Raw genomic sequence first — 23,854 nt, 5'->3', positions numbered from 1 at the left:
CTTAAGGGCAACGACCAGACCGCTTTTTGACGGGGGGACGACATGCAGACAAAGATGCTGATTAACGGAGAGATGGTAGAGGGCGGTGGCGATGCGCTGCCGGTTCTGGATCCGTCGACCGGGGCAACCGTCGCACAGGTGCCCGAAGCCACGCCCGAACAGATCGAGGCCGCAACGCGTGCTGCCCATGAGGCGTTTGAGACCTACCGGCTGGAACCCCCCGTCGAACGCGCCGGATACCTGCACGCGATTGCTGACGTGATCGAGGCCAATATCGACGAATTGGCCGAGTTAGAGACGCTTGATGTTGGCAAGCCGTGGCCGATGGCCCGCGATCAAGAAATGCCGCTGACCATCGATACCTTCCGTTTCATGGCGGGGGCCTCACGCACCATGAGCGGGTCAGTGACAGGAGAATACGCAGCGGGCCACACGTCGATGATCCGCAAGGATCCTATTGGCCCCGTGGCGTCCATCGCGCCGTGGAACTATCCGCTTATGATGGCGGCATGGAAGATCGCCGCACCGCTGGCGGCGGGCTGCACCATTGTTATGAAACCGTCCGAAATCACACCGCTGGCCACGCTGCGGCTGGCAGAGTTGCTGGCGGATGTATTGCCCAAAGGTGTGTTGAACGTGGTCCATGGTCGGGGCATGTCGGTTGGTGACAGCCTGATCAACGACCCTCGGATTGAAGGGATTTCCATCACCGGCTCACCTGCTACCGGAATGGCCGCGATGCGGGCGGCATCCAACCAGATCCGCCATGTGCATCTGGAACTGGGGGGCAAGGCGCCGGTCATTGTGTTCAATGACGCTGATATCGACGCCGTGGCCGAGACGATCCGATACGGTTCGTTCTTCAACGCAGGTCAGGATTGCGCTCAGCCCTGTCGGGTGATGGTGCAGGATGCTGTGTACGACAAAGTGGTTGCTGCTGTCGCCGATCAGGTTGGTCAGATCAGGATCGGTGCGCCAAAGGCCGATGGTACAGAAATGGGGCCTATCGTGTCGGCTGTCCAACGCGACCGGGTTGCGGGATTTGTCGACCGCGCCCGCAGCAGCGCTGAAATCGCCGTGGGCGGCAAGGTCGGTGAAGGGGAAGGGTTCTTCTATCACCCGACCGTCGTCGCAAACGTAGATAATAACGCTGAAATCGCGTGCAGTGAGGTGTTCGGCCCGGTCGTAACCCTATCGCGCTTTTCCGAAGCGGACGAAGCCCTGCGGATTGCCAACGCCGGGCGGTACGGGTTGGCGTCGTCTGTCTGGACCAAGGATGTCTCGACCGCAATGAAAATGACGGCGCAGCTGCGGTACGGCATGACCTGGGTGAATACGCACGGAATGCCAGCGGCGGAAATGCCTTGGGCTGCGATGAAAGGGTCTGGCACGGGTTGTGACATGTCGGTTTATGCGCTGGATGCTTATACGTCCGTGCGCCATGTGATGGTGGCACACTGATGCGGTTGGCTGGGAAAAGAGCGCTTGTAACAGGTGGGCGGCAAGGCATTGGTCGCGGAATAGTCGAAGCCTTTTGCCGTGAAGGCGCGACAGTGACGACATGCGGGCGCGGGGCGCGGCCCGATGGGCTGGCTGACGACATCATCTGGTATCCGCTGGATGTCACGGACACGGACGCTGTCGAAGCGTTGGCCGAGGCCACAGATGGCACCGATATTCTGGTGAATAATGCCGGTGTGCAGGTCGAAAAGACCGTTCCAAACAGTTCGGACGCAGATTGGGATGCTGTGATTGGCACCAATTGCAAGGGCGTCTTCAATATGTGCCGGGCTTACATACCACGGATGGATGAGGGTTCTGCAATCATCAATATAGGCTCTATTTCTGGGAATACTGCCGATCCATCTATGGCGCTCTACAACGCTTCCAAGGCGTTTGTGCACGGCTTGACCCGTTCCATCGCGGTCGATCACGGGCCAAAGATCCGCTGCAACGCGATTTGCCCCGGATGGATTGAAACGGGAATGCTGGACGCCGGGTTCGATCTGGCCAACGACCCTGACGCCGCGCGAAGGGATGCAATCGCTCGCCATGCCGCGCGCCGCTTTGGCAAGCCCGAAGATATCGCGAGCATGGCGGTCTGGCTGGCTTCGGATGAAGCAAGCTTTGCGACGGGCCAACTTTTCACGGTGGATGGCGGCATGACGGCAGCTTCACCATTGAATCCGGGATTGTTCTGATGGAAATACAACACACGGCCTGCTTGGGCGGAGGCGTCATTGGGGCCAGTTGGGCAGCGCTTTTTCTGGCATCGGGGCGTTCTGTTGCCCTTTTTGATCCTGACCCGGACGTCGAAAAGAAAGTACGCCAGTATGTAGAAAACGCATGGCCGACGCTGGATGCACTGGGTCTGACGGGCAGCGGAAACCCGGACGCCATCACGTTTCATCCCAGCGCGGCTGCCGCAGTGGCTGATGCGGGATTTGTTCAGGAAAATGTGCCTGAGCGTTTGCAGATAAAACATGCAACCTTTGCCGAGATTGAGCCTGCATTGTCCAGGGGCGCAATTGTCGCTAGCTCTGCATCGGGTCTAACACTGGGACAAATGCAACCGGGCTGGTCTGATCCGTCGCATTTTGTGTTGGGACATCCCTTCAACCCACCGCACCTGATCCCGCTGGTTGAGGTGATGGGAAATGAGAAAACCGCCGATGGTGTCGTTGATGCGGCACAGGCGTTTTATGAAAGCGTGGGCAAGACCACGATCCGCGTCAACAAAGAGGTGCCGGGCCACGTTGCGAACCGGCTGCAAGCCGCGTTGTGGCGTGAAGCAATCCATCTTGTGGTCACCGGAGTCGCTTCGGTTGAAGATGTGGACAAAGCCGTTTGGGCCGGACCGGGTGTCAGGTGGGCGGCGATGGGGCCGACCATGTTGTTCAACCTTGGCGCTGGTGAGGGTGGGTTGAAAGCCTTCTGCGACCATTTCACCGACACCTTTAACGGCTGGTGGGATGATCTGGGTCAGGTTTACTTAACCGATGAGGTCGCTCAGCAACTTGCTGATGGTGTGAAGGATGAGGCCGCAGGGAAAACCCAAGCCGAGTTGTCCGGGCAACGGGACGCGTTGATTCTGGCGATGCAGAAATCCATCGCAGATTTGCGTTGAACCTATCCCAGCAACTGCCCCAGCTTCATCGCGACACCCATATTGCCCGAGATCTTGAGCTTGCCCATAGCGACACCCGTCATCGGGTTCAGTTTCCCGGTCAGCAGCTTGGTCAGGTTGTCCTGTGAGATACGGATGGTGCAATCCGTGTCCTGATCCTGCGTCGTGGCCTGATTGTCGGCCAGAACAATCACCCCGTCCTCTCCACAGTCGAATTTCAACGAGCCATCAAAGGTTTTGCCATTCAGGCCCTTTTGAATTCCATCAGCGATGTCTTGAAGCATCCGGGTTCCTTTCGCAGTTTCCGAATGCGTAAAGGGTCAGACGGCGCGCAGGCAAGGCTGACCCAACGGGAGTCTGGCTTTATGACGCACCAAGTATCCGCATTGTCCGATCGCAGGCCTGACCATCGTAAAAGGCGTCGAGAACGGCCTGAAACTCGACCGGAGCATCCGTGACAGAAGAAAACAGCGTCATCGAAGATCGCAGCTTTTTTGCATCAACTCCGCCCAGAATGTCAGCCGCATCTCGCCCTTTGTGCGTCAGCATCAGCGACGCTGCTTCCGTCAGCCGACGGCGCAGTTCGGGGTGGGCCAGATAGCGTGTCGCTTCGTCCAGATCTTCGATGCCGTAAAGCTGCGCCATATGGGATTGGCCCAGCTCGGCCAGTTGCGGAAACACAAACCACATCCAGTGACTGGTTTTCTGCCCCTGTTCCAATTCACGCAGGACATCGGCCCAAACCGTGTCCTGCGCCTCGATGAACATATCGAGTTCGTCGTCGGTATCGTCTTCGTCGATCACTTGGACAAACGCTTGTCGCGTGCGGCAAGCAGTTTCAGACGTAGGGCGTTCAGCTGGATGAAACCGGCCGCGTCTTTCTGATCGTATGCGCCTGCGTCTTCCTCAAACGTCACATGCGCCTCAGAGTACAGCGAGTGATCCGACCAGCGGCCCACGGTCGAGGCCAGGCCTTTGTACAGTTTCACACGCACGGTACCGGTGACGTGCTCTTGCGATTTGTCGATGGCGGCTTGCAGCATCTCACGTTCAGGGCTGTACCAGAAGCCGTTATAGATCAGCTCGGCATATTGCGGCATCAGCTGGTCTTTCAGGTGCATCGCGCCGCGGTCCATGGTGATGGATTCGATCCCGCGATGCGCTTCCAGCAGGATGGTGCCGCCGGGTGTTTCATAGATGCCGCGCGATTTCATGCCCACGAAACGGCCTTCGACCAGGTCCAGACGGCCAATGCCGTGCTTGCCGCCATATTCGTTCAGCTTGGTCAGGATGGTGGCCGGGCTCATCGCCTCGCCATTGATGCTGACCGCGTCGCCTTTTTCAAAGCCGATTTCGATGAACTCGGGCTCGTTCGGCGCATCCTCGGGGTGGACGGTGCGCTGATAGACATAGTCGGGCGCCATATCGGCAGGGTCTTCCAGAACCTTACCCTCTGACGAGGTGTGGAGCAGGTTCGCATCGACCGAGAACGGAGCCTCGCCGCGCTTGTCCTTGGCAATCGGGATCTGGTTTTGTTCGGCAAATTCCAGCAGCTTGGTGCGGCTGGTCAGGTCCCATTCGCGCCAGGGCGCGATCACCTTGATTTCGGGGTTCAGAGCATAAGCCGCCAGTTCGAAACGCACCTGGTCGTTGCCCTTACCGGTCGCGCCATGGGCCACGGCATCGGCACCGGTGGCTTCGGCAATCTCAACCAGACGTTTCGAGATCAGCGGCCGCGCGATCGAGGTGCCCAGCAGGTACAGCCCTTCATACTGCGCATTGGCGCGGAACATAGGGAAGACGAAGTCGCGGACGAATTCTTCGCGAATGTCCTCGATATAGATGTTCTCGGGCTTGATCCCCAGCAGTTCGGCCTTTTGGCGGGCGGGCTCCAGCTCCTCGCCCTGACCAAGGTCGGCGGTGAAGGTCACAACTTCACACCCATACTCGGTCTGCAGCCATTTCAGAATGATCGAGGTATCAAGGCCACCGGAATAGGCCAGAACAACTTTCTTGGGCGCGGACATCTGACTTCCCTTTATGCGTAGAACGATTGGCCCCTAGCGGGTTTTGAACGCGGGGGCAAGCTGTGTGGATTGACGCAGAGCGGGAATTGGGGTGAAACATACGCAATTAAAACAATGTTTGGTTGAAGGGGCAGTATTCGGATGTTGGGATGGCAGATTTTTGTGCATTCGGTGCGGATGGTTTTTGGGAACCTGAAGCAGGTCTTGCAGATCACGGTCGGGCCTGCGGTGATTGGGACTATCGTGATTGTGGGTCTGATTGTGGTACTTGGTATTCCGCTTGAGGCGCTTGACGAAAATGCAGGCGACTTACCTCCGGGTACGACCGCAGGGTCGATCTTTATCTTTGTGTTAGTCGTGCTGGTGGTTTTGTTTGGCACCATGTTCTGGATTGCTGTGTCATGGCACCGCTTCATCCTTTTGGAAGAGTATCCAGCGGGAGTGCTTCCGACATTCCGTTTCGACAGGGTATTAGCCTACTTCGGTCGTTTTCTTTTGCTGGGAATTCTAATTACACTCGCATTTGTCCCCATGAGCTTAGTTGTTGCCGTTCTGGGCGAAAGGGGTGCGCTGCTTTCACTTATTATCCTGATTGCCTATACGGTTTTTCTGGTCATTTGCTTCTACCGCCTCTCCATTATTCTGCCGGCGGCAGCAATTGGGAGCCCGATCTCACTTAAAGATGCTTGGAGCAAAACGACCGGTGTTGGCCCTTCTATTTTGGTTTTGCTGGTCGTTGCATTCCTGTTCCAGGTGCTGGTGCAATTGGTTTTCACCGCTCTGGCGATTATTCCGGTTGTGGGCGTATTGCTTACCGTGTTTTTTGGCACGCTCATCCTTCCGATGATCAATGTCAGCATTTTTACAACCATGTATGGCGTCTTTATTGAAAAACGCGAACTCTCCTGACCCGCGTACACATATGTATTCCTTGCCCTTATCGCGGTGATGCGGCAGTGAAACGGTCATGACTGATTTCATGACCCGCGCCCGCGCTGCCGAACAGGCGATGCGATCTGTGTTTCCGGCAACTCCGTTGCAGCGGAATGCCCATTTGTCCGACCGTTATGGCGCGGACATTTGGCTCAAGCGTGAAGACCTCAGCCCGGTGCGGTCGTACAAGATCCGGGGTGCGTTCAATGCGATGCGCAAGCAGCAGGGCCAGGATCTGTTCGTTTGCGCCAGTGCGGGTAATCACGCGCAGGGCGTGGCCTTCATGTGCAAGCATCTGGGGGTCAAAGGCGTGATCTTCATGCCGGTTACGACGCCACAGCAGAAAATCCAAAAGACTCGCATTTTTGGTGGCGACAACATCGAGATTCACCTGACCGGAGACTATTTCGATGACACGCTGGCCGCTGCCCAAGCCTGGTGCACACAGCAGGGCGGGCATTTCCTGTCACCGTTTGACGACGCGGATGTAATCGAAGGTCAGGCCTCATTGGCGGTCGAGATTGAAGAGCAACTGGGCGGTGTACCAGATCATGTCGTTTTGCCGGTTGGTGGTGGCGGTATGTCCTCGGGCGTGGCGACTTGGTTCGGGGATCGGAGCCATTGTTTGTTTGTCGAGCCCGCTGGGGGCGCATGTCTGCGTGCCGCATTGGCGGCAGGGCATCCCGTTGCGCTGGATCATGTGGACACTTTTGTCGATGGTGCCGCCGTTGGGCGGATCGGAGAAAAACCGTTCGAACTGCTCAAGTCACGGCATCTGTCGGATGTGCTGGTCCTGTCCGAAGACCGTATTTGCGCCACGATGATCGAGATGTTGAATGTCGAAGGCATCGTGCTTGAACCGGCTGGGGCTTTGGCGATTGAAGCAGTGGGCGATGTTCAAAGCTTTGTGCGTGGCAAGACCGTGGTCTGCGTGACGTCCGGCGGTAATTTCGATTTCGAACGTTTGCCCGAGGTCAAAGAACGCGCGCAGCGTTATTCCGGGGTTAAGAAGTACTTCATTCTGCGCCTGCCGCAGCGCCCGGGTGCCTTGAAGGAATTCCTTGGAATCCTTGGCCCCGAAGACGACATCGCCCGCTTTGAGTATATGAAGAAATCAGCGCGCAATTTTGGCTCGGTCCTGATCGGGATTGAAACCCGCAAGCCCGAGAACTTCATGCGCCTGTTTGCGCATCTGGACGAGGCCGGGTTCACCTATACCGACATCACCGAAGACGAGACGCTGGCGCAGTTTGTAATCTAGCTCAGGTTCTTATGCAGGTCCGCTTCGAATTTGAGTTTCGAGCTGTCAAACACGGCCAGTAAGGCTGGCAGATCAACCTCCGCCCCCTGACCTGTGGCGGCCCGCCTTTCACCATCCTGACAGAGTTTCGAGAACTGATCGAAGCCCAGGCTGAGCGCGCTTCCCTTCAGAAAATGCAGGTTTTGTTCCAATTCGATCCGGTCGGTGTCGTGATGCAGGCGCGTGATGACCTCGTGCACTTCTTCCAGAAAAATCTCGACCACCTCGTCAAATTCATCCGGGCCAACTTCGTCCCGCAACTGCCTGACTCTGTCCCAGTGGATCATGATGAAATACCTGCCCTCAAAGCCTTGAGATTCTGGATACCCTGCGGCTGGTAAAAACCCGGTTAAGATCAGTCTTTGTAGATGTCGCGGGTCTTCACCGGATGTTAAACCCACGAAGACTAGGGTCGCCCTGACCGGTCAATCTCATGAGAGCAGAGGGTAAATGGTACCAGGGGCGAGTCTTGAGGACACCAGATCAGATCTGGACTTCGGCGCGATCCGCAGGGTGCTGATTGTGGATGACAGCCGTTTGCAGCGGCGCATTCTGGTGGCTTCACTCAGGAAATGGGGCTTTGACGTAATCGAGGCTGATACCGGCGAGGCCGCGTTGGAACTGTGTCGGACGGACCCGCCTGATCTTGTGCTGAGTGACTGGATCATGCCGGGGATGAGCGGTCTGGAGTTCTGTTGCGCCTTTCGCGCGCTGGAAACGGATCAATACAGCTATTTCATCCTGCTGACGTCCAAAAGCGAAAAGCAAGAGGTGGCACGCGGTCTGGATGCCGGGGCGGATGATTTTCTGATCAAACCTCTGGAAGCCGACGAACTGCGGGCACGCATTTCCGCCGGGGCGCGTATTCTGGACATGCAGCGCGAGCTTTCGCAGAAAAACCGCCTGATCGAATCCGCGTTGGAAGAGCTGAAGCTGGCGCATGACGCGATCGACAAAGATCTGATGCAGGCGCGTAAAATTCAGGAATCGCTGGTGCCCGAGCTATCGCGGGATTTTGGCAACTCGCGCGTCAGTTTGCTGCTGAAACCGTGCGGCCATATTGGCGGTGATCTTGTTGGAATGTTCTCGCCCGGTGTGAATCGATTGGGGTTCTACAGCATTGATGTGTCCGGCCACGGCATCACGTCGGCGATGATGACGGCCCGATTGGGTGGCTATCTGTCCAGCAAGCACTTTGACCAGAATGTTGCGATGGAACAGCGGTTCAACAAGTTTTACGCGCTCTTGCCGCCCGAGGATGTCGCCAAAACGCTCAACTCCCGCCTGATGGCAGATACGGGGATCGAGGAATACTTCACGATGGTCTACGCCATTGTCGATCTGCGCAACGGGCTTATGAAGATGGTTCAGGCCGGGCACCCGCACCCTCTTTTGTTGCGTAAGGATGGCAGCAGTGAATTTCTGGGCGACGGCGGTTTGCCTATAGGCTTGATCGAGGATGCGGGCTTTCATCAGATTGAAACAAAGCTGCAACCGGGGGACAAGTTGTTGCTTTATTCCGACGGTTTTACCGAATGCCCTCTGGCTGACGGTGGCCTGTTGGATGAAGGCGGTTTGCAGGAAATGGCGCAAAACTGTGTTTCAGAGAATGGCGGGTCCGAGTTTCTGGATGACATGTTTTGGCGACTGACCCAGGTCATGTCGCCCAAAGAAGGAATCGGCGATGACGTTTCGGCCGTTTTCTTCGAATATAACGGCCCTTAAAGCGACCAAAGATGCAACTTGGCAAAATGCCGATCACCGTCATTGCCAAGCTTTTCAATCGCATCTGACGCATCTATCCATCGTGCTTCGTGAAACGCCTCGGCTGGAGGTCCGATGCGGCGGACGGGACGCGCGCGATAGATCATGCAGACTTTTTCCGCCCACAGATCGTATTCAGGCATATAGGTAAAGCGGCGAAAGGTACCGACACGGCGCGGGTTGGCAACCAGCCAGCCCGTTTCTTCGTAAACCTCGCGATGCAGAGCCGTGATTGGCGATTCGCCCGTATCAATTCCTCCGCCCGGCAGTTGCAGCTCTGGGTTGAGGCCGTCGTCATACCAAGTCACCAGTAATGCGTTTCCGCGCGGCAAAAGGGCATAAACTCCGGGCCGTTGCTTGTATTTCTGCCCTGCCACAAGGGTTTCGCCAAACCGTCTGATCATGTATGGCCCCTTACAACCCAATCTGTACGACCTATATGGTGCCGGTATGCCAACCCGTGGCGTGTAAGGAAACCCCATGTCTCTTGGAACAAAAATCGCGTGGGACGACACCGTCCTGCCCTTTCAACTTGATGCATCCGACATGCGTGGCCGCGTGGCCCGTCTGGATGGCGTGCTGGATGGCATCCTGAAGCAGCACGATTATCCGCAGCAGGTCGAAGCGCTGGTGGCTGAAATGGCCTTGCTGACCGCGTTGATCGGCCAGACCGTTGCGCTGCGCTGGAAGCTGTCGTTGCAGGTGCAGTCGAAAGGGGCGGTGCGCATGATCGCGACCGACTATTACGCGCCGCAGGAAGAAGGGCAACCCGCCCAAATTCGCGCCTATGCCAGTTTTGACCGCGACCGGCTGACCGACGCCGCACCTTTTGATCAGGTGGGCGAGGGGTATTTCGCCATCATGATCGACCAAGGCGAAGGCACGCAGCCGTATCAGGGCATCACGCCTCTGGCGGGCGGATCGCTGAGCGCATGTGCCGAGGCGTATTTCGCGCAGTCCGAACAGTTGCCCACGCGGTTCTCGCTGAGCTTTGGCAAATCGACCGAACCCGGCGTGGGCGAGCATTGGCGCGCCGGCGGCATCATGTTGCAGCACATGCCCAAGGCGTCTCCCTTTGCCGCTTCGGGTGAAGGTACGGGCGAGATTCTGACCGCAAGCGATCTGGTGGATGGCGAAGAGGGTGAGAACTGGGGCCGCGTCAATATTTTGCTGGATACTGTCGAGGATCTGGAAATGATTGGTCCTTCGGTTGCGCCGACCGACCTGTTGGTTCGCCTGTTCCATGAGGAACAGCCGCGTGTCTATGACGCGCAATCGGTACAATTCGGTTGCACCTGTTCCGAGGACCGGGTGCGTCAGAGCCTGTCGATCTATTCGGCGAAGGACATCGAAAAGATGACAACGCCCGAAGGTCTGGTTACGGCCGATTGTCAGTTCTGTGGTGCGCATTACGTGCTGGATCCGGCAACCGTGGGCTTTGAAGCAGAAGACAGCGAAGGTGCATGATCCGGTTGAACAGATCCGGGCGGCCTTGCGCCGCCCTGGTCACGGGTCCAGCGACTTTGACCTGAACCCCGACACTGTTCTGCCATCCGGGCGGCGGCTGCGTCCTGCCGGTGTTCTGGTGGCGATCTCTCTGGCTTATGAAACGCCTCGGGTGATTCTGACCAAACGGTCCTCAGCCCTGAAGCATCACCCCGGTCAGATCGCATTTCCGGGCGGTAAGCAGGATGAAAGTGACGCCGACGTGACCGCAGCCGCGCTGCGCGAGGCACAGGAAGAGGTTGGGCTGCCCGTGGACCAGCCCGAGGTTCTGGGGTTTCTGCCGGTGCATGAAACGGTCACGTCATTCAACGTCACTCCTGTGGTCGCAATCGTGCGTGACACCTTCGAACCTGTGCCCGAACCCGGCGAGGTGGATGAGGTGTTCTCGACCCCTCTTGCCCATCTTCTTGATCCCGAGAATTATCTGATTGAGTCGCGCCGCTGGCGCGGTCAGAAACGCAGATACTACGCAGTTCCGTACGGCCCCTATTACATCTGGGGCGCGACGGCCCGCATATTGCGCGGGCTTGCAGCACGGGTGAATGAATGATGCAGATTAACGAGCCTTGGGTCAGTGAACCAGCGACCCAACAGGTATGCGCCGCCTTGACCACATCCGGCGCTCAGGCGCTTTTTGTGGGTGGCTGTGTGCGCAACGCCCTTCTGGGCGCCCCTGTCTCGGACATCGATATTGCCACCGACGCGCGACCTCAGCAGGTGGTTGAGATGGCGCAGGCTGCGGGGCTGAAAGCAATTCCAACCGGCATAGACCACGGTACGATCACGGTCGTCAGTGGCGGCATCCCGCATGAGATCACCACCTTCCGTCGTGATGTGGAAACCGACGGGCGGCGCGCTGTTGTTGCGTTTTCCAATAATGTCGAGGAGGATGCGGCCCGCCGCGATTTCACAATGAACGCGATCTATGCGCTGCCCGATGGCACAGTGTTAGACCCGCTTGGCGGTCTACCTGACCTAAAGGCACGTCGGGTTCGGTTCATTGGAACGGCAGAGAATCGTATCCGCGAAGACTATCTGCGCTCGCTTCGCTATTTCCGGTTTCATGCCTGGTATGGTGATCCGGAGGCTGGCTTTGATCCCGACGCTCTGGCCGCCATTGGCTCCAATCTTGACGGGTTGAAATCGCTGTCGCGTGAACGGGTCGGGGCGGAATTGCTGAAACTACTGGCCGCGCAAGATCCAGCGCCTGCCATTGCAACAATGCGCAGCACGGGTGTCTTGGCGCAGCTATTGCCGGGCGCAAACGATCGATCCCTCGCGCCCCTTGTTGCGCTCGAACTGGCGGCGGGTGCTGATCCCGATCCGGTGCGACGTCTGGCAGCCATTGCCACGCCCGAAGACGCTGCGACATTGCGACTGAGCCGTTCGCAGTTGCAACGTCTGACCCGGATGCGGGAGGAAGCACAAGCCACCACCAGCGTGGCCGAATTGGGCTATCGCTATGGCGACGAAGGCGGCTTGCATGAGACCCTTCTGCGTTGCGCCTTCTTGGAGCAACCTTGGTCGGAAGACTTGAGGCGCGATTTACACGCCGGGGCGGCGGCCCGTTTCCCGATCCAAGCCAAGGATCTGATCCCCACCTTCACAGGACCAGCGCTGGGCCAGAAACTGGCCGAGCTTGAGAGCCGCTGGATCGCGTCCGGCTTTGCGTTGTCGCGCGAGGAGTTGCTGGCAAGCTAGCGCTAAGTCTCAAAAAGGGATGACAAACCAGAAAGTTTGTGCTTACGTGCGGCTGTCACATGGATGGAGGACTGCGAATGTATTACGGGATCTGGTTCGGCTAAAGCCGGGACACTTGCCCCGTAAAGGGTGGTGTTCAGGCGCCATTCTTCTTCGCATGTCTACATTTCTGCTCAATCGGAGCACTCTCCATGTTTCGCTATTTCGAAAACCTCATTGACCCTTTTGTCGCTTATAAAGAGTCCAACGCGCCACCGACAAAGCTGTGGCCGTTCATGCTGGACTATTCGCGGCCGTTTTTCCGCGTGTTTGTCTGGGCCACGCTGCTGTCCGTTGTTGTGGCGGGGGTTGAGGTCGGTCTGATCTATTACATGGGGCGCGTCGTCGATTTGCTTGTCGGCTCTCCCGCCGAAGTCTGGCAGAACCACGGGACCGAACTGCTGCTGATGGCGGCGTTCATTCTTCTGTTGCGGCCCATTCTGCACATTCTGGATGTGCTGGTGATCAACAATGCGATCCTGCCTCAATACGGCACGCTGTTCCGCTGGCGGGCGCATAAACACGTTTTGCGTCAGTCGGTCAGCTGGTTTGAAAACGATTTTGCCGGTCGGATTGCCAACCGGATCATGCAGACACCACCCGCCGCAGGTGAGGTGGTCTTTCAGGTCTTTGACGCGATTTCCTTCTCGCTGGCATACCTGATTGGGGCTGCTGTCTTGCTGATGGCCGCCGATCCGCGGCTTCTTTTGCCATTGGTGATCTGGTTCGCGCTATATGCGGTGTTGGTCCGTTGGGCGATCCTGCGTGTTGGCCCAGCATCCAAAGCGGCATCTGATGCACGTTCGACTGTGACGGGGCGTGTGGTCGACAGCTACACAAACATCCATTCGGTCAAAATGTTCGCGCATGCGGATCAAGAGATGACCTATGCCCGCGAGGCTATCGAAGAAACTCGCCGGACCGTGCAGGTTGAGATGCGGATTTTCACCATCATGGACGCGTTTCTGGTCACTCTGAACGGTTTCCTGATCGTTGGAGTGGTCGGTTGGGCGATTGTGCTTTGGATGCAGGGTCAAGCCTCGGTTGGCGTGGTCGCGGCTGCAACCGCGTTGACCCTGCGCCTGAACGCCATGACCGGATGGATCATGTGGGCGCTGACCAGCTTGTTCCGCCAGCTTGGCGTTGTGGCCGAGGGGCTGGAGACGATTGCGCAGCCAATCCAATTGCTGGATGCGCCGGACGCCAAGCCGCTGAAGCTGAGCAAAGGCGAGATCGAAATCAGCGACCTGTCGCACCATTATGGCCGTGAAGCCGGTGGTCTGGACCATATCAACCTGACCATTCAACCCGGCGAGAAGATCGGCCTGATTGGGCGGTCTGGTGCTGGTAAATCGACCCTCGTCAAGCTGCTTTTGCGGTTTTATGACGTCGAGCGTGGTGCGATCCTGATTGATGGCCAGAACATTGCGGATGTCACTCAAGACAGTCTGCGTGGATTTATCGGTATGGTCCAGCAAGATAGCGCACTGCTGCACCGGTCGGTGCGGGACAACATCCTTTATGGTCGCCCAGAGGCGACCGAGGAACAGATGATTGCCGCCGCCAAACAGGCCGAAGCCCATGACTTCATCCTCGACCTACAAGACCCGCAGGGACGCACCGGCTACGATGCGCATGTTGGTGAGCGGGGCGTGAAGCTGTCTGGTGGTCAGCGGCAGCGGGTGACGCTGGCGCGTGTGATCCTGAAAGATGCGCCGATATTGTTGTTGGACGAGGCAACATCCGCCCTAGATTCCGAGGTTGAAGCGTCAATTCAGGAAACCCTTTACGGCATGATGCAAGGTAAAACCGTGATCGCCATTGCGCACCGGCTTAGCACTATCGCGCAGATGGACCGTATTCTGGTCATGGATGGTGGCCGTATCGTCGAAGAAGGTGCGCATTCGGACCTTCTGGCGCAAGGCGGTCTTTACGCGCAGTTCTGGGCGCGGCAATCTGGCGGCTTCATGAATCCGGAGGCTGCGGAATGAGGGTTGCCGACCTCATCAACCCGTTCAAAACCACTGAAACGCCCCCACCACAGACGTTGGGGGCGTTCATTCGCTGGAGCTTGTCCGGGGCCTGGCCGATGTTGTTTGTTGCGGCGTTCTTCTCGGCCACAGCTGGCGCGATGGAAGCCGGCACGGCCTGGATTTTGGGCCGCGTGATCGACGTAGCGACATCCAGTGGGCCGGAAAATTTTCTGACTGCACAGAACCTATGGATGATCTTTGGTGCGGTGGCTTTTTTTATGCTGCTGCGCCCGATCCTGTTTGGCTTGTCGTCGGTTTCCAACAATTACATCGTCATGCCCAATATCACCCCTTTGGTGTTGGCAAAGTTGAACCGTTGGACCTTGGGTCAGTCAGTGACGTATTTCGACGACGATTTCGCTGGGCGCATCGCGCAGAAGCAGATGCAAACGTCAAACGCCATGGCTTCGGTCGTGTCGGAAACGATCAGTGCGATTGTGTTTGCTTTGGCGTCTTTGGCGGGTTCCTTGCTTTTGTTAGGGTCTATTCATCCGCTTGCGATGCTGCCCTTTGCCGCTTGGTTAGTTGTCTATTTTATGCTGGTCCGCTGGTATCTGCCGCGTGTCCGAAAACGTTCGGCCGCACGGGCCGGGGCGCGGGCTATGGTGTCGGGGCAGGTGGTCGATACGATCACCAATATCAAGACCGTAAAGCTGTTTGCGCATTCGGCTTTCGAAGATCAGGCTGCGCGCGACTCGATGGTGGAACTGCGCGAACGGTCGCTGGATTTTGGAAAACTGTCCGCCAGTTTCCGGTTCATCCTGATGACGCTGGCCGGGGTACTGCCCGTGCTGCTGTTGGGCGCAACGCTTTGGTTATGGCAACTCGGTATGGCCACTGCAGGGGATATTGTTGCGGCCGGGGCGGTCTCAATCCGCATCGCGCAAATGACGGGTTGGGTCAGTTTCACGCTGATGGGTCTGTACGCAAATGTGGGCGAAATCGAAAATGGGATGAAAACGCTGGCCAAGTGGGACCGGGTCGAGGACGCGGGGGGCGCGAAAGACCTGGCCGTGAACAATGGATCTATTTCGTTCGAGCATGTCAGTTTTGCTTATGGTCGGGATGTTGGTGGCGTCATCAATCTGTCCCTGACCATAAAACCCGGTGAAAAGCTGGGTATTGTTGGCGCTTCAGGGGCGGGGAAATCGACGCTCGTGTCCTTGCTGCTTCGACTCTATGACAGGGAAAATGGCGCTATTCGTATTGATGGGCAAGACGTGTCGCAGGTGACGCAAGACAGCCTGCGCCGCCAGATCGGTATGGTTACGCAGGAAACGGCGATGTTCAACCGTTCGGCGCGCGAAAACATCCTGTACGGCCGCCCGGACTCATCTGAAAATGAAATGATTGCCGCGGCTAAGAAGGCCGAGGCGCATGACTTCATCCTGAGCCTTGAAGACGCCAATGGCCGCAAAGGCTATGACGCTCATCTGGGCGAAAGAGGCGTTAAGCTCAGTGGCGGTCAGAGGCAACGGATTGCACTGGCCCGCGCGATTTTGAAGGACGCGCCGATTTTGGTTCTGGACGAAGCGACCTCGGCGCTGGATTCCGAGGTCGAAGCGTCGATTCAGACCGCGCTGCATCGGGTGATGGAAGGTAAGACCGTTCTCGCCATTGCGCACCGCTTGTCCACCCTCAGCGAGATGGACCGGATTGTTGTTCTGGACCATGGGCGGATCGTTGAATCCGGCACGCATGATGCGCTGCTGGATCAGGGCGGCCTGTATGCGCGGTTCTGGCATCGGCAATCCGGCGGCTTCATTCAAGCGGAAGCTGCGGAATAAGGACTTTCGCGGTTTTCTTAACCACAGCGTATCGGGATGCGCGTTCGACCGGAGGGAGAGGCAGCGTATTGCGATCCAATGCAAACGCAAAGTGCCCTAAGGGGTTTTGTTGGCGACAAAGCCCGGCTATCAGGCCCCTCATGACGCAACAATTCACAATCACACGGCTCGGCCATCAGGGCGACGGTATTGCCGATGGCCCCATCTATGCCCCGCGCACGTTGCCCGGTGAGGTTGTCAGCGGTAAGCTGGCAGGTCAGGTGCTGACCGATATCCGCGTGGAAACGCCATCCGCAGATCGGGTCAAGGCACCATGCCGCCATTACAAAGCCTGCGGCGGGTGCCAGTTGCAGCATGCGTCTGACGCTTTTGTAGCCGATTGGAAGCTTGAAATTGTGCGCAACGCCTTGGCCGCACAAGGTCTGGATGCACCGATGCGCCCGATCCACACGTCGCCAGAACAGTCGCGCCGACGTGCGACGATTGCCGTAAGGCGAACAAAGAAAGGCACCTTGGCCGGGTTTCACGGTCGCGCGTCGGACACGATCACGGAAATCTCTGACTGCCAGTTGCTGGACCCGGCGCTGATCTCGGCTATTCCGGTGGCCGAGGCGCTGGCCGTTCTGGGTGTAAGCCGTAAGGGTGTTCTGGCGGTGACACTTACATTGTCCGAAGGCGGGCTGGATGTGGCCGTCAAAGGCGGCAAACCATTGGACGGGCCTCTGGAACTGGCACTGGCTCAAGCGACCGAGAAACACGGCCTGGCGCGGCTGAGTTGGGACGATGAAGTAATTGCCATGCGACATGCGCCGCTTCAACGTTTTGGAACGGCTGAAGTCACACCCCCGCCCGGTGCATTCCTGCAGGCGACGAAGGACGGAGAACAAGCTCTGTTACAGGCTGTTTTGGAGGCCACACAAGGCACCCAGCGCGTTGTCGATCTGTTTGCAGGCAGCGGTACATTTTCGCTTCCCCTGGCTGAAACTGCTGAAGTTCATGCTGTGGAAGGCGAGGCCGCGATGGTTCAGGCATTGGATCAGGGTTGGCGCAGGGCGCATGGTTTGAAGCGCGTAACGACTGAGGCCCGCGACCTGTTCCGTCGTCCGTTAATGCCAGACGAGTTGAAGACATTTGACGCGATCGTCTTGGATCCACCCCGTGCCGGAGCCGAGGCGCAGGTAGAAGAGCTGGCCCAAGCCAAGCGCCCGGTGATTGCTTACGTTTCGTGCAACCCGGTCAGCTTTGCACGGGATGCAAAAATCCTTGTTAACGCAGGCTACACCCTTGAATGGGTACAGGTCGTTGACCAATTTCGATGGTCGTCACATACGGAACTTGCTGCGCGGTTTGTCCTGAACGCCGCATCTTGACCAGACAGGAGATCGCGACACATGGGTGTCAAACAGCGCTTGCTGACCATCATTGAAGCTCCGGCTTTCGGGCGTTTCATCACGGCTGTCATCATTTTCAATGCGATTCTTTTGGGGATGGAGACGTCGTCCACCCTGATGGAGGCGGCAGGGCCGCTGATTGTGACGCTGGACAAGCTGTGCCTTGCGATCTTCGTGGCCGAGATCACGATGAAGCTGCTTGCGACCGGGCGCAGGTTCTTCACAAGTGGCTGGAATATATTTGATTTTCTAATCGTGGGCATCGCACTTGTCCCCAGCGCCGGAAGTCTTTCCGTGTTGCGAGCGCTGCGAATACTGCGGGTGTTGCGGGTAATTTCTGTCGCGCCGCGTCTGCGTCGCGTGGTCGAAGGGTTCATTTCTGCCCTGCCCGGGATGGCCAGCGTTTTCCTGCTAATGGCAATCCTGTTCTATATTGGCGCTGTGATCTCGACCAAGCTGTTCTCGAACTCTTTCCCAGTATGGTTCGGTGATCTGGGTCTGTCGGCGTATACATTGTTCCAGATTATGACGTTGGAAAGCTGGTCCATGGGCATCGTCCGCCCCGTGATGGAGGTCTACCCCTACGCGTGGCTGTTTTTTGTGCCATTTATCATGGTTACGACTTTCGCTGTGGTGAACCTGCTGGTGGGTCTGATCGTGAACTCGATGCAGGATGCCCATCACGCAGAAGACGAAGTTAAAACCGACGCCTATCGTGATGAGGTGCTGGAACGGCTGGAAAATATCGAGCGTCGCCTGACCGAGCAGATGAACAGCAAAAAGTGATTTCCGTTTCTTAAGGTTTTTGGCATATTAATCCCCAAAAAACAGAGCAGGCAGTGAAACATGGATCGTCGAGCATTCGGATTGGGGGCGATGGCAACGCTGAGCCTTTCGGCTTGTGCCTCAGCCGGCCCAAGATTTTTGACTTATGATGGGCCCGAAGTGACCTCTTTGGTGGTCAACAAGGGTGCGCGCAAACTCTATCTGCTGCATCATGAGCAGGTATTGCGTGAATATGAAGTTGATTTGGGCTTTGCGCCACGCGGAACAAAAACCAAGAAAGGTGACGGTCGAACGCCCGAGGGCACCTATCTGATCGACCGCCGGAATCCCCGCAGCCGTTATCATCTGTCGCTGGGCATCTCGTACCCCAACTCTCAGGATGTCGCGCAGGCCAAGGCAGCGGGCGTTGATCCGGGGGGCGATATTTTCATTCACGGCCAACCCAATCTTCGGTCTGAGTTTAGACGCGCGCGCAAAACACCGGATTGGACGGCGGGATGCATCGCGGTCAAGAATGACGAGATGGAAGAGATCTATGCCATGGTGAACAAAGGTACGCTTATCACCTTGCGCCCTTAGCGCTGGTTGGCATCCAGGCACCAAACCCAAACACTTCATAGTCGCGCTGGTAGACCTCAGCTGCCAGCGCCTCAAGCTCTGCGTTGCAGATCTGGTTCAAAGTAAACGGCACATCGGGTGTACATGGGCCCGGCACGGTCGGGTTCGAATGCCCAATCTCTCGTGCCAGTGCGGGAAGTGCTGTTGCCAACTCGTCCTCTCTCAGGATCAGGTCTGGTAAGAGGAAACCGGCAATCCCGTCCAAAACCCGGGATTGGCTGCACCACGTCCCATCAACGCGGATTGGCGTCTGGCCGTTCAGGTTCAGGCGCAAGAAGCCCAGAAAAGCCGCAAATGCATCGCGGTGCTGCTCGACCGAGTAATTCGTGTCACGCACCTGTCCGGGGATCGGCATCTTGAGCCGGTTGCGAAGATAGTTTCGCACCATTTTGTAACTGCCCGGCCCTGTGCTTAGGATGTGTTGGCAAAAAGCCGTATGCGCCCGTGCCAGCGGGTGTCGCAGGACGGTGAACTTTCGATGACCGGGATGATCCCTCAACCATGTTCGGATTTGTTTTCGGTTTCGACCGGTGATCAAATCGTCAGCCGAGCTGCCATCCAAGTCAGCCAACCATTGGCCGACAACAGGCTCTAATCCGCCGCGAATGGGCAAATACATCAGGGCCGACTTTGGTGCTGCGATGTATTGAGGCACGGCGGCCCCGCGTTGCGGCTCAAAACCAGTGGTTTCATGCAATCCAAAGCGATCGACATCCTGCAACGCTTGGGTCATTTCTTCGGGGTTGGTGACCTTTGAAACCGCCGGCGCCGGGTTTTGCGGTTTCAGCGTATCATCCAGCCGGGTCAAACGCGCTTTGACCCCCAGCCATGTCGCCAGACCATTCAGAACGTCCAATTCTGTCAGGTCGTCATAGGTGATGAAAAACGCGTTCTGGCCCGTCTTCTGCAAATGCCGTCGCAGCATGCGCTGGTGGTTTTGGACTTGATCCAGATAGTCCGCGAACTCTTGCGTATCAAAAGTAATCTCGGCCTCGACGCGGCGTTTGACGTTTTTTAGCAGCCATTGCTGGGTGGTCCGCGCGATTTTTAGCGAAAGGTAACTGTCCAGCGGGTTGCGTGTCAGAACAATCTTGGCGCAGCGAGGGTCATTCAGGACCGGTTTCAGGATGCGGGGGTCATGTTCTTGGAAATATCGGAACCCGTTGATGTCACCGGGGGCCGTGCGAATGGCCTTGAGCAACTTTGCCGGATCCGCGTCCCGGTCTTCCAGCGACAGGCCCAGCAGAGTTTCAGATTTCAGATTACCGGCAAAATGTGGGTTAAAAGCCTCACCATGGCAGGTCACGCCGTCCAGCGCGTTCAGGTTTGCCTCCAGCAAATTCGATCCTGTGCGCATGGCCGCCAGTACGACGAAGTAATCATAGTTGGCTGCCATCGATCGTCACTGCACCAGATAGGGTTTGCGGAAAGGTTTTGTTTGCCGACCAAACACGTCGTCTGACGGGAAATCTCCCATCAGATAGGGATGCATGCCCTGATTCTTGAGGTTTTGCAGGAACTTACCGAACCCCGACAAGTCAACCATGGTGGGCACTTCTGTCAGGTGGCTGGACTGGTTTGAACCGATCTCGTCCAGGATCGTTTGCAACGGGTCCATCGGCGATTCAATGAAGTCGGCCAAGGTCCAGCTCCGCATACGGGCTTTGGTCCAGACCGAGGTCATCACCTCTAGCTGTTTGGTTTCAATCTGCTGCAATCGCGCGGCTTCGCATCGGATTTCCGAAAAGTTCAGGTTTGATCGGAACAGCGGAATTGCCCATGCACCGGTGATAACCGAAATCTGGGCGTTCTTGTCACGCGCGAGAAACCAATTGATTTCCTGTGTGTCCCGGGGGCTGAACTGAAAACATTGCCGTTCCCCTCGTGTGTTCCAGATCAAATTGGACAGGAAAGCTGTGGGGTTATAGTCGCGCAACGATGCGCAATCACTGAGGGCTCCGTTGGTTATGGTTTCGCCTTGCGCAAATTCGGCCCGGTCGGGTCCAAACAGATGACCATGGACCTTTGTGCCTGTAGCCGTTGCCAACCAGGTTTCGAAATCCTCAAACAATTCAGAAAAGCCCTGAAACACTGAATAGGGCGAAGATGTCAGGCCGTTTTCGCTGCCGTGTCGTGGAAACCGGCTTTGCATATACAGACCGTCGCGCCCACGTGTCCGTCTTTCAACGGCTTTCGAGAAGATGCGATCAATCTTGCCAGGGTTGGGTTCCGCCGGTTTCATCGCGCTGGTCTGGTCCGTAAGAAACGCCTGATACAACCGCTCTGCCTGAGGCCAGATTTTGCGAGCAACAAAGCAGTCCGAACGTCGCAGCAATTGCAGGTGATCGTCGTAGAAAATATGCGGGCGGCCCTGATAGTCGAACTTGGACAGGGTTAAGGACCGGCTTTCGATATGTGTGGAATACTGCCGGGCCAGGGTTTGGAAATAGCTTTCATCCGGGATCCAAACATGGCGGAAATACAGGTCATACTGCTTGCGCTTGGGGTCCTGAAGAATAGCCGACAGCGTTTGGCGGGTAAGGCACCACCATTGGCTGCCCATATGTGGCACCAACCCATCGGGAATGCGCCTGCGATACCCCACTGCACGTTGCAGCCTGACGTATGCGTCAAAAAGCTTGCGTTGTTTGCGCCATGAAAACGGGAACCTCAGGGTAAATCGCTCATGGTCTAACCCTCCGATAGTCCAGCTGACATCGGATGTTGTCGCGCTCTCGATAAAATCAACGCGGGGTCGGTCGGCCAGGTAATCGATCAGTTCCTGAACAGGCCGCAGCGGCAGGCAGGCTCCTGATGACAGAAACACATGCCGTACGTCTGGGAATTGGTCCAGCATCACCTCGGATGCGCTTTGCGAGGCGGCGACGATACCCCATCCCCCCCAATCGCACTTGTGGCGTTCAGAAAACACAATCCTGGGATCGTTCGAGCAGGACGCTTTAAAGCGCGTATAGACACCTTCGGGTACTTTGCGGTCCACATGGATCACCACCGGGCATCCTGCGGCCGTCCAGTGTCGCGCCACCTGTTCGGCCCGGTCCAGCGATGTATGGACCAGCATGACGATGCCCAGACCGCTCATGCCCAGTTCCCCTTGGACATCAGGCCCAGAATCTCAAGTTGTCTCCAGTTAATGTAAGCCTCGGACCATTCGCACCAGAAGACGGGTTTTTCCTCTAGCTGTGCGGCGTAGGCTTTGTATTCTCCCGATCCGCGATAATGCTGACCGCGCTCCAGTTCCTCGCGCGCTTTGTCGCCAAGGGTGTTGATCAACTTGGCATGAAGCAGGGACCCGCTGGCTTTTTCTCCGCCCCATTCGTCGTAAACCTGATTCAGGCCACGGGGCAAAAGTGAATGTGTCGAGCTGACATAAACATACCGCCGATCCCATTTGACCAAGGGAATCTTGTTCAATGCCGGAGCCTTGGATGGGTTTTCGCGGAAAAACACGCGCGCTCGGGGGCCGCCTTGAATCCAAAGGTTTTTGTAATCCGGATTCTTGGTGATCATATAGTTTCCGGGGTCGAACCAGCGCGCGATTTCGAACGGATCCTGACCTTCTCGGTAGGGTTCGGCATCGACCGGACCTTCGGGGTACATGTCGATCAGCATGGTTCCAAAACTGCGCACGGCGCTGCCATCCAGCCAGTCCGTCAAGGCGCGGATCGGGCGGGTATCGCAAAAGGGGTAGATGAAGAACTCATCCGGATCGACGGTCAGAACCCAATGGCCATGGGCGTATTTGCGCAGGATATAGTTCGACCAGTCCAGGCCGTACCCCGCGCGTTTATAACTGGTTGTGGTGCGCCAAACTGACACGTCGGCCTGCTCATTTAAGTACTCAAAGCTTCCGTCATCGCTGTTATTGTCGATGAACAGGAAGTGGTTGATGCCAAGCTTGCGGTAATATTCCAGAAAAAAGGGCAGACGGATTTTTTCGTTGCGGATAACACTCATCAACAGGATGTCGTCGCGGCGGATTGCGGATGTGTTGACGCTGGCAGGCTTGAGTTCACGACGCCGCCTGAGGCAGCGCAAAATACGGCGCTTGCGCCGCAATCTCATTTTGTAAGACTCAAACAGGCTCACGTGACTGCCCAACCTTTTTTATAACGCGAGCTTTCCCCGACCTCGTCTTTGCTGTTGGCATGACAAGGCATTACCGGTTTATGCCACTTTTGCATCTTCTGAGGCAACAATTTAGACCCCAGTAAAGGTAAACGTGTCGTTGACCGATGCGTTTTCATTGCCGGACCCAGCCTTGGTCTGACATCAGCCCCAATTCTTGCAACTGTGCCCAGCCAGTGTATTGCACCGATTGTGGTGTCCACATGTCCGGTTGATTAAGGATGCCGTCATAATACGCGCCGAATTGGTTCGGATCATGAAAGTGCTGGCGTCGTTGCTTTTCGGATCGTGACTTTTCAACAACCTCGGGCAGGAACTTTGTGTGCAGCAACACGCCTGAGGGCGTTGAACCACCCGGCCCATCGTAAGCGGTGTTCAGGTGGCGCGGCAGGGCGGAATGGCTTGAGTTCACATAGGCATAGCGTCGCGACCAGCGTATAAGCGGGATCTTGTTCAGCGTGGGGGAACGTTGCCGCGTTCGAGCGAAGAACATCCGCTCTCTTGCGCCGCCTTGAACCCACAGGTTGCCCATCGGGCTTTGCCGCTCTGCGCGATATGGACCTGAATCGAACCAACACAGCAGGTCGGTTGGGTCGGTGATTGGATCATAGGCGTCACGGCCCAACGGACCTTTGGGATAGAGGTCCAGCATCAACGCGCCAAAACCCACCCTGCCTTGTTGGTCCAACCAGG

At 57.0% G+C, this 23,854-nt stretch carries 22 protein-coding genes and 1 pseudogene; 14 read left to right on the top strand and 9 right to left on the bottom strand.

Annotated features, from left to right (window positions below; translation table 11 throughout):
* Positions 1-42: 42 nt before the first annotated feature.
* The 3 genes from AC2FNU_RS16200 to AC2FNU_RS16190 are packed head-to-tail and all read left to right on the top strand — an operon-like array spanning position 43 to position 3,127.
* A complete protein-coding gene (locus AC2FNU_RS16200; protein ID WP_496790333.1) occupies positions 43-1,461 on the top strand; it encodes a gamma-aminobutyraldehyde dehydrogenase in 1,419 nt (472 codons plus the stop codon).
* The gene (locus tag AC2FNU_RS16195; RefSeq protein ID WP_496790332.1) at positions 1,461-2,201 is read left to right on the top strand and encodes an SDR family NAD(P)-dependent oxidoreductase; all 741 of its coding nucleotides are present in this window, start codon (positions 1,461-1,463) and stop codon (positions 2,199-2,201) included. The genes AC2FNU_RS16200 and AC2FNU_RS16195 overlap by 1 nt, the downstream gene beginning before the upstream one ends.
* The gene (locus AC2FNU_RS16190; RefSeq protein WP_496790331.1) at positions 2,201-3,127 is read left to right on the top strand and encodes a 3-hydroxyacyl-CoA dehydrogenase NAD-binding domain-containing protein; all 927 of its coding nucleotides are present in this window, start codon (positions 2,201-2,203) and stop codon (positions 3,125-3,127) included. Before AC2FNU_RS16195 ends, AC2FNU_RS16190 begins: the two co-directional genes overlap by 1 nt.
* A gap of 2 nt (positions 3,128-3,129) precedes the next feature.
* Here the strand turns inward: AC2FNU_RS16190 and AC2FNU_RS16185 are convergent, their stop codons facing one another.
* The 3 genes from AC2FNU_RS16185 to AC2FNU_RS16175 all read right to left on the bottom strand — a co-directional run bounded on the left by AC2FNU_RS16185 (position 3,130) and on the right by AC2FNU_RS16175 (position 5,154).
* A complete protein-coding gene (locus AC2FNU_RS16185) occupies positions 3,130-3,411 on the bottom strand; it encodes an SCP2 sterol-binding domain-containing protein (protein ID WP_480800627.1) in 282 nt (93 codons plus the stop codon).
* A gap of 79 nt (positions 3,412-3,490) precedes the next feature.
* On the bottom strand, positions 3,491-3,895 hold the full coding sequence (locus AC2FNU_RS16180) for a DUF1810 domain-containing protein (protein WP_496790334.1): 405 nt from the start codon (positions 3,893-3,895) through the stop codon (positions 3,491-3,493).
* Between the two features lie 32 nt (positions 3,896-3,927).
* Positions 3,928-5,154 carry an argininosuccinate synthase gene (locus AC2FNU_RS16175; protein WP_480822246.1) on the bottom strand — a complete coding sequence of 409 codons (1,227 nt, stop codon included), beginning with the start codon at positions 5,152-5,154 and terminating at the stop codon, positions 3,928-3,930.
* A 141-nt stretch (positions 5,155-5,295) separates the two neighbouring features.
* Between AC2FNU_RS16175 and AC2FNU_RS16170 the strand changes: the two genes are divergently transcribed.
* Both AC2FNU_RS16170 and ilvA read left to right on the top strand, forming a co-directional pair.
* A complete protein-coding gene (locus AC2FNU_RS16170) occupies positions 5,296-6,063 on the top strand; it encodes a hypothetical protein (RefSeq protein ID WP_496790330.1) in 768 nt (255 codons plus the stop codon).
* A 58-nt stretch (positions 6,064-6,121) separates the two neighbouring features.
* Complete coding sequence (ilvA, locus tag AC2FNU_RS16165) at positions 6,122-7,348, top strand: threonine ammonia-lyase IlvA (protein WP_171184643.1); 1,227 nt, start codon at positions 6,122-6,124, stop codon at positions 7,346-7,348.
* Here the strand turns inward: ilvA and AC2FNU_RS16160 are convergent.
* Positions 7,345-7,674 carry an Hpt domain-containing protein gene (locus AC2FNU_RS16160; RefSeq protein WP_496790329.1) on the bottom strand — a complete coding sequence of 110 codons (330 nt, stop codon included), beginning with the start codon at positions 7,672-7,674 and terminating at the stop codon, positions 7,345-7,347. The two genes, ilvA and AC2FNU_RS16160, sit on opposite strands and share 4 nt — an antisense overlap.
* A gap of 163 nt (positions 7,675-7,837) precedes the next feature.
* On the opposite strand from AC2FNU_RS16160, the gene AC2FNU_RS16155 reads away from it, so the two are divergent.
* Complete coding sequence (locus tag AC2FNU_RS16155) at positions 7,838-9,112, top strand: PP2C family protein-serine/threonine phosphatase (RefSeq protein WP_496790328.1); 1,275 nt, start codon at positions 7,838-7,840, stop codon at positions 9,110-9,112.
* Here the strand turns inward: AC2FNU_RS16155 and AC2FNU_RS16150 are convergent.
* On the bottom strand, positions 9,109-9,555 hold the full coding sequence (locus AC2FNU_RS16150) for an NUDIX hydrolase (RefSeq protein ID WP_496790327.1): 447 nt from the start codon (positions 9,553-9,555) through the stop codon (positions 9,109-9,111). The genes AC2FNU_RS16155 and AC2FNU_RS16150 overlap by 4 nt on opposite strands.
* A gap of 76 nt (positions 9,556-9,631) precedes the next feature.
* Here AC2FNU_RS16150 and hslO point away from each other — a divergent pair, with 76 nt between their 5' ends.
* The 8 genes from hslO to AC2FNU_RS16110 all read left to right on the top strand — a co-directional run bounded on the left by hslO (position 9,632) and on the right by AC2FNU_RS16110 (position 18,973).
* On the top strand, positions 9,632-10,618 hold the full coding sequence (gene hslO / locus AC2FNU_RS16145) for an Hsp33 family molecular chaperone HslO (protein ID WP_496790326.1): 987 nt from the start codon (positions 9,632-9,634) through the stop codon (positions 10,616-10,618).
* Positions 10,590-11,207 (top strand): CoA pyrophosphatase, encoded by a 618-nt coding sequence (locus tag AC2FNU_RS16140; protein ID WP_496790325.1) that lies wholly within the window; start codon positions 10,590-10,592, stop codon positions 11,205-11,207. Before hslO ends, AC2FNU_RS16140 begins: the two co-directional genes overlap by 29 nt.
* The gene (locus tag AC2FNU_RS16135; RefSeq protein WP_496790324.1) at positions 11,204-12,358 is read left to right on the top strand and encodes a CCA tRNA nucleotidyltransferase; all 1,155 of its coding nucleotides are present in this window, start codon (positions 11,204-11,206) and stop codon (positions 12,356-12,358) included. Before AC2FNU_RS16140 ends, AC2FNU_RS16135 begins: the two co-directional genes overlap by 4 nt.
* Positions 12,359-12,549: 191 nt before the next feature.
* On the top strand, positions 12,550-14,388 hold the full coding sequence (locus AC2FNU_RS16130) for an ABC transporter ATP-binding protein (RefSeq protein WP_496790323.1): 1,839 nt from the start codon (positions 12,550-12,552) through the stop codon (positions 14,386-14,388).
* Positions 14,385-16,217, top strand: coding sequence for an ABC transporter ATP-binding protein (locus AC2FNU_RS16125; protein WP_496790322.1), 1,833 nt, complete (start codon positions 14,385-14,387; stop codon positions 16,215-16,217). Before AC2FNU_RS16130 ends, AC2FNU_RS16125 begins: the two co-directional genes overlap by 4 nt.
* Before the next feature lie 140 nt (positions 16,218-16,357).
* Complete coding sequence (locus AC2FNU_RS16120; RefSeq protein WP_496790321.1) at positions 16,358-17,587, top strand: class I SAM-dependent RNA methyltransferase; 1,230 nt, start codon at positions 16,358-16,360, stop codon at positions 17,585-17,587.
* A gap of 21 nt (positions 17,588-17,608) precedes the next feature.
* A complete protein-coding gene (locus AC2FNU_RS16115) occupies positions 17,609-18,394 on the top strand; it encodes an ion transporter (RefSeq protein WP_496790320.1) in 786 nt (261 codons plus the stop codon).
* Positions 18,395-18,454: 60 nt separating this feature from the next.
* Entirely contained in the window at positions 18,455-18,973 is a 519-nt protein-coding gene (locus AC2FNU_RS16110; protein ID WP_496790319.1) for a L,D-transpeptidase family protein, read from the top strand.
* Here the strand turns inward: AC2FNU_RS16110 and AC2FNU_RS16105 are convergent.
* The 4 genes and pseudogenes from AC2FNU_RS16105 to AC2FNU_RS16090 form a co-directional block, all read right to left on the bottom strand.
* Positions 18,957-20,408, bottom strand: coding sequence for a nodulation protein NodH (locus tag AC2FNU_RS16105; protein WP_496790318.1), 1,452 nt, complete (start codon positions 20,406-20,408; stop codon positions 18,957-18,959). The two genes, AC2FNU_RS16110 and AC2FNU_RS16105, sit on opposite strands and share 17 nt — an antisense overlap.
* A 6-nt stretch (positions 20,409-20,414) precedes the next feature.
* Positions 20,415-22,115 carry a DUF5927 domain-containing protein gene (locus tag AC2FNU_RS16100; protein WP_496790317.1) on the bottom strand — a complete coding sequence of 567 codons (1,701 nt, stop codon included), beginning with the start codon at positions 22,113-22,115 and terminating at the stop codon, positions 20,415-20,417.
* Positions 22,112-23,098: a glycosyltransferase family 2 protein gene (locus AC2FNU_RS16095; RefSeq protein WP_496790316.1), complete on the bottom strand. Its 987-nt coding sequence runs from the start codon at positions 23,096-23,098 to the stop codon at positions 22,112-22,114. The genes AC2FNU_RS16100 and AC2FNU_RS16095 overlap by 4 nt, the downstream gene beginning before the upstream one ends.
* 178 nt (positions 23,099-23,276) lie before the next feature.
* Positions 23,277-23,854: pseudogene (locus AC2FNU_RS16090) on the bottom strand (glycosyltransferase family 2 protein); the annotation flags it as partial.

The organism is Ruegeria sp. BHSB064, from assembly GCF_059613205.1.
The sequence above is the reverse complement of the archived record's forward strand: the minus strand, read 5'-3'. Positions and strand labels throughout refer to the sequence as shown.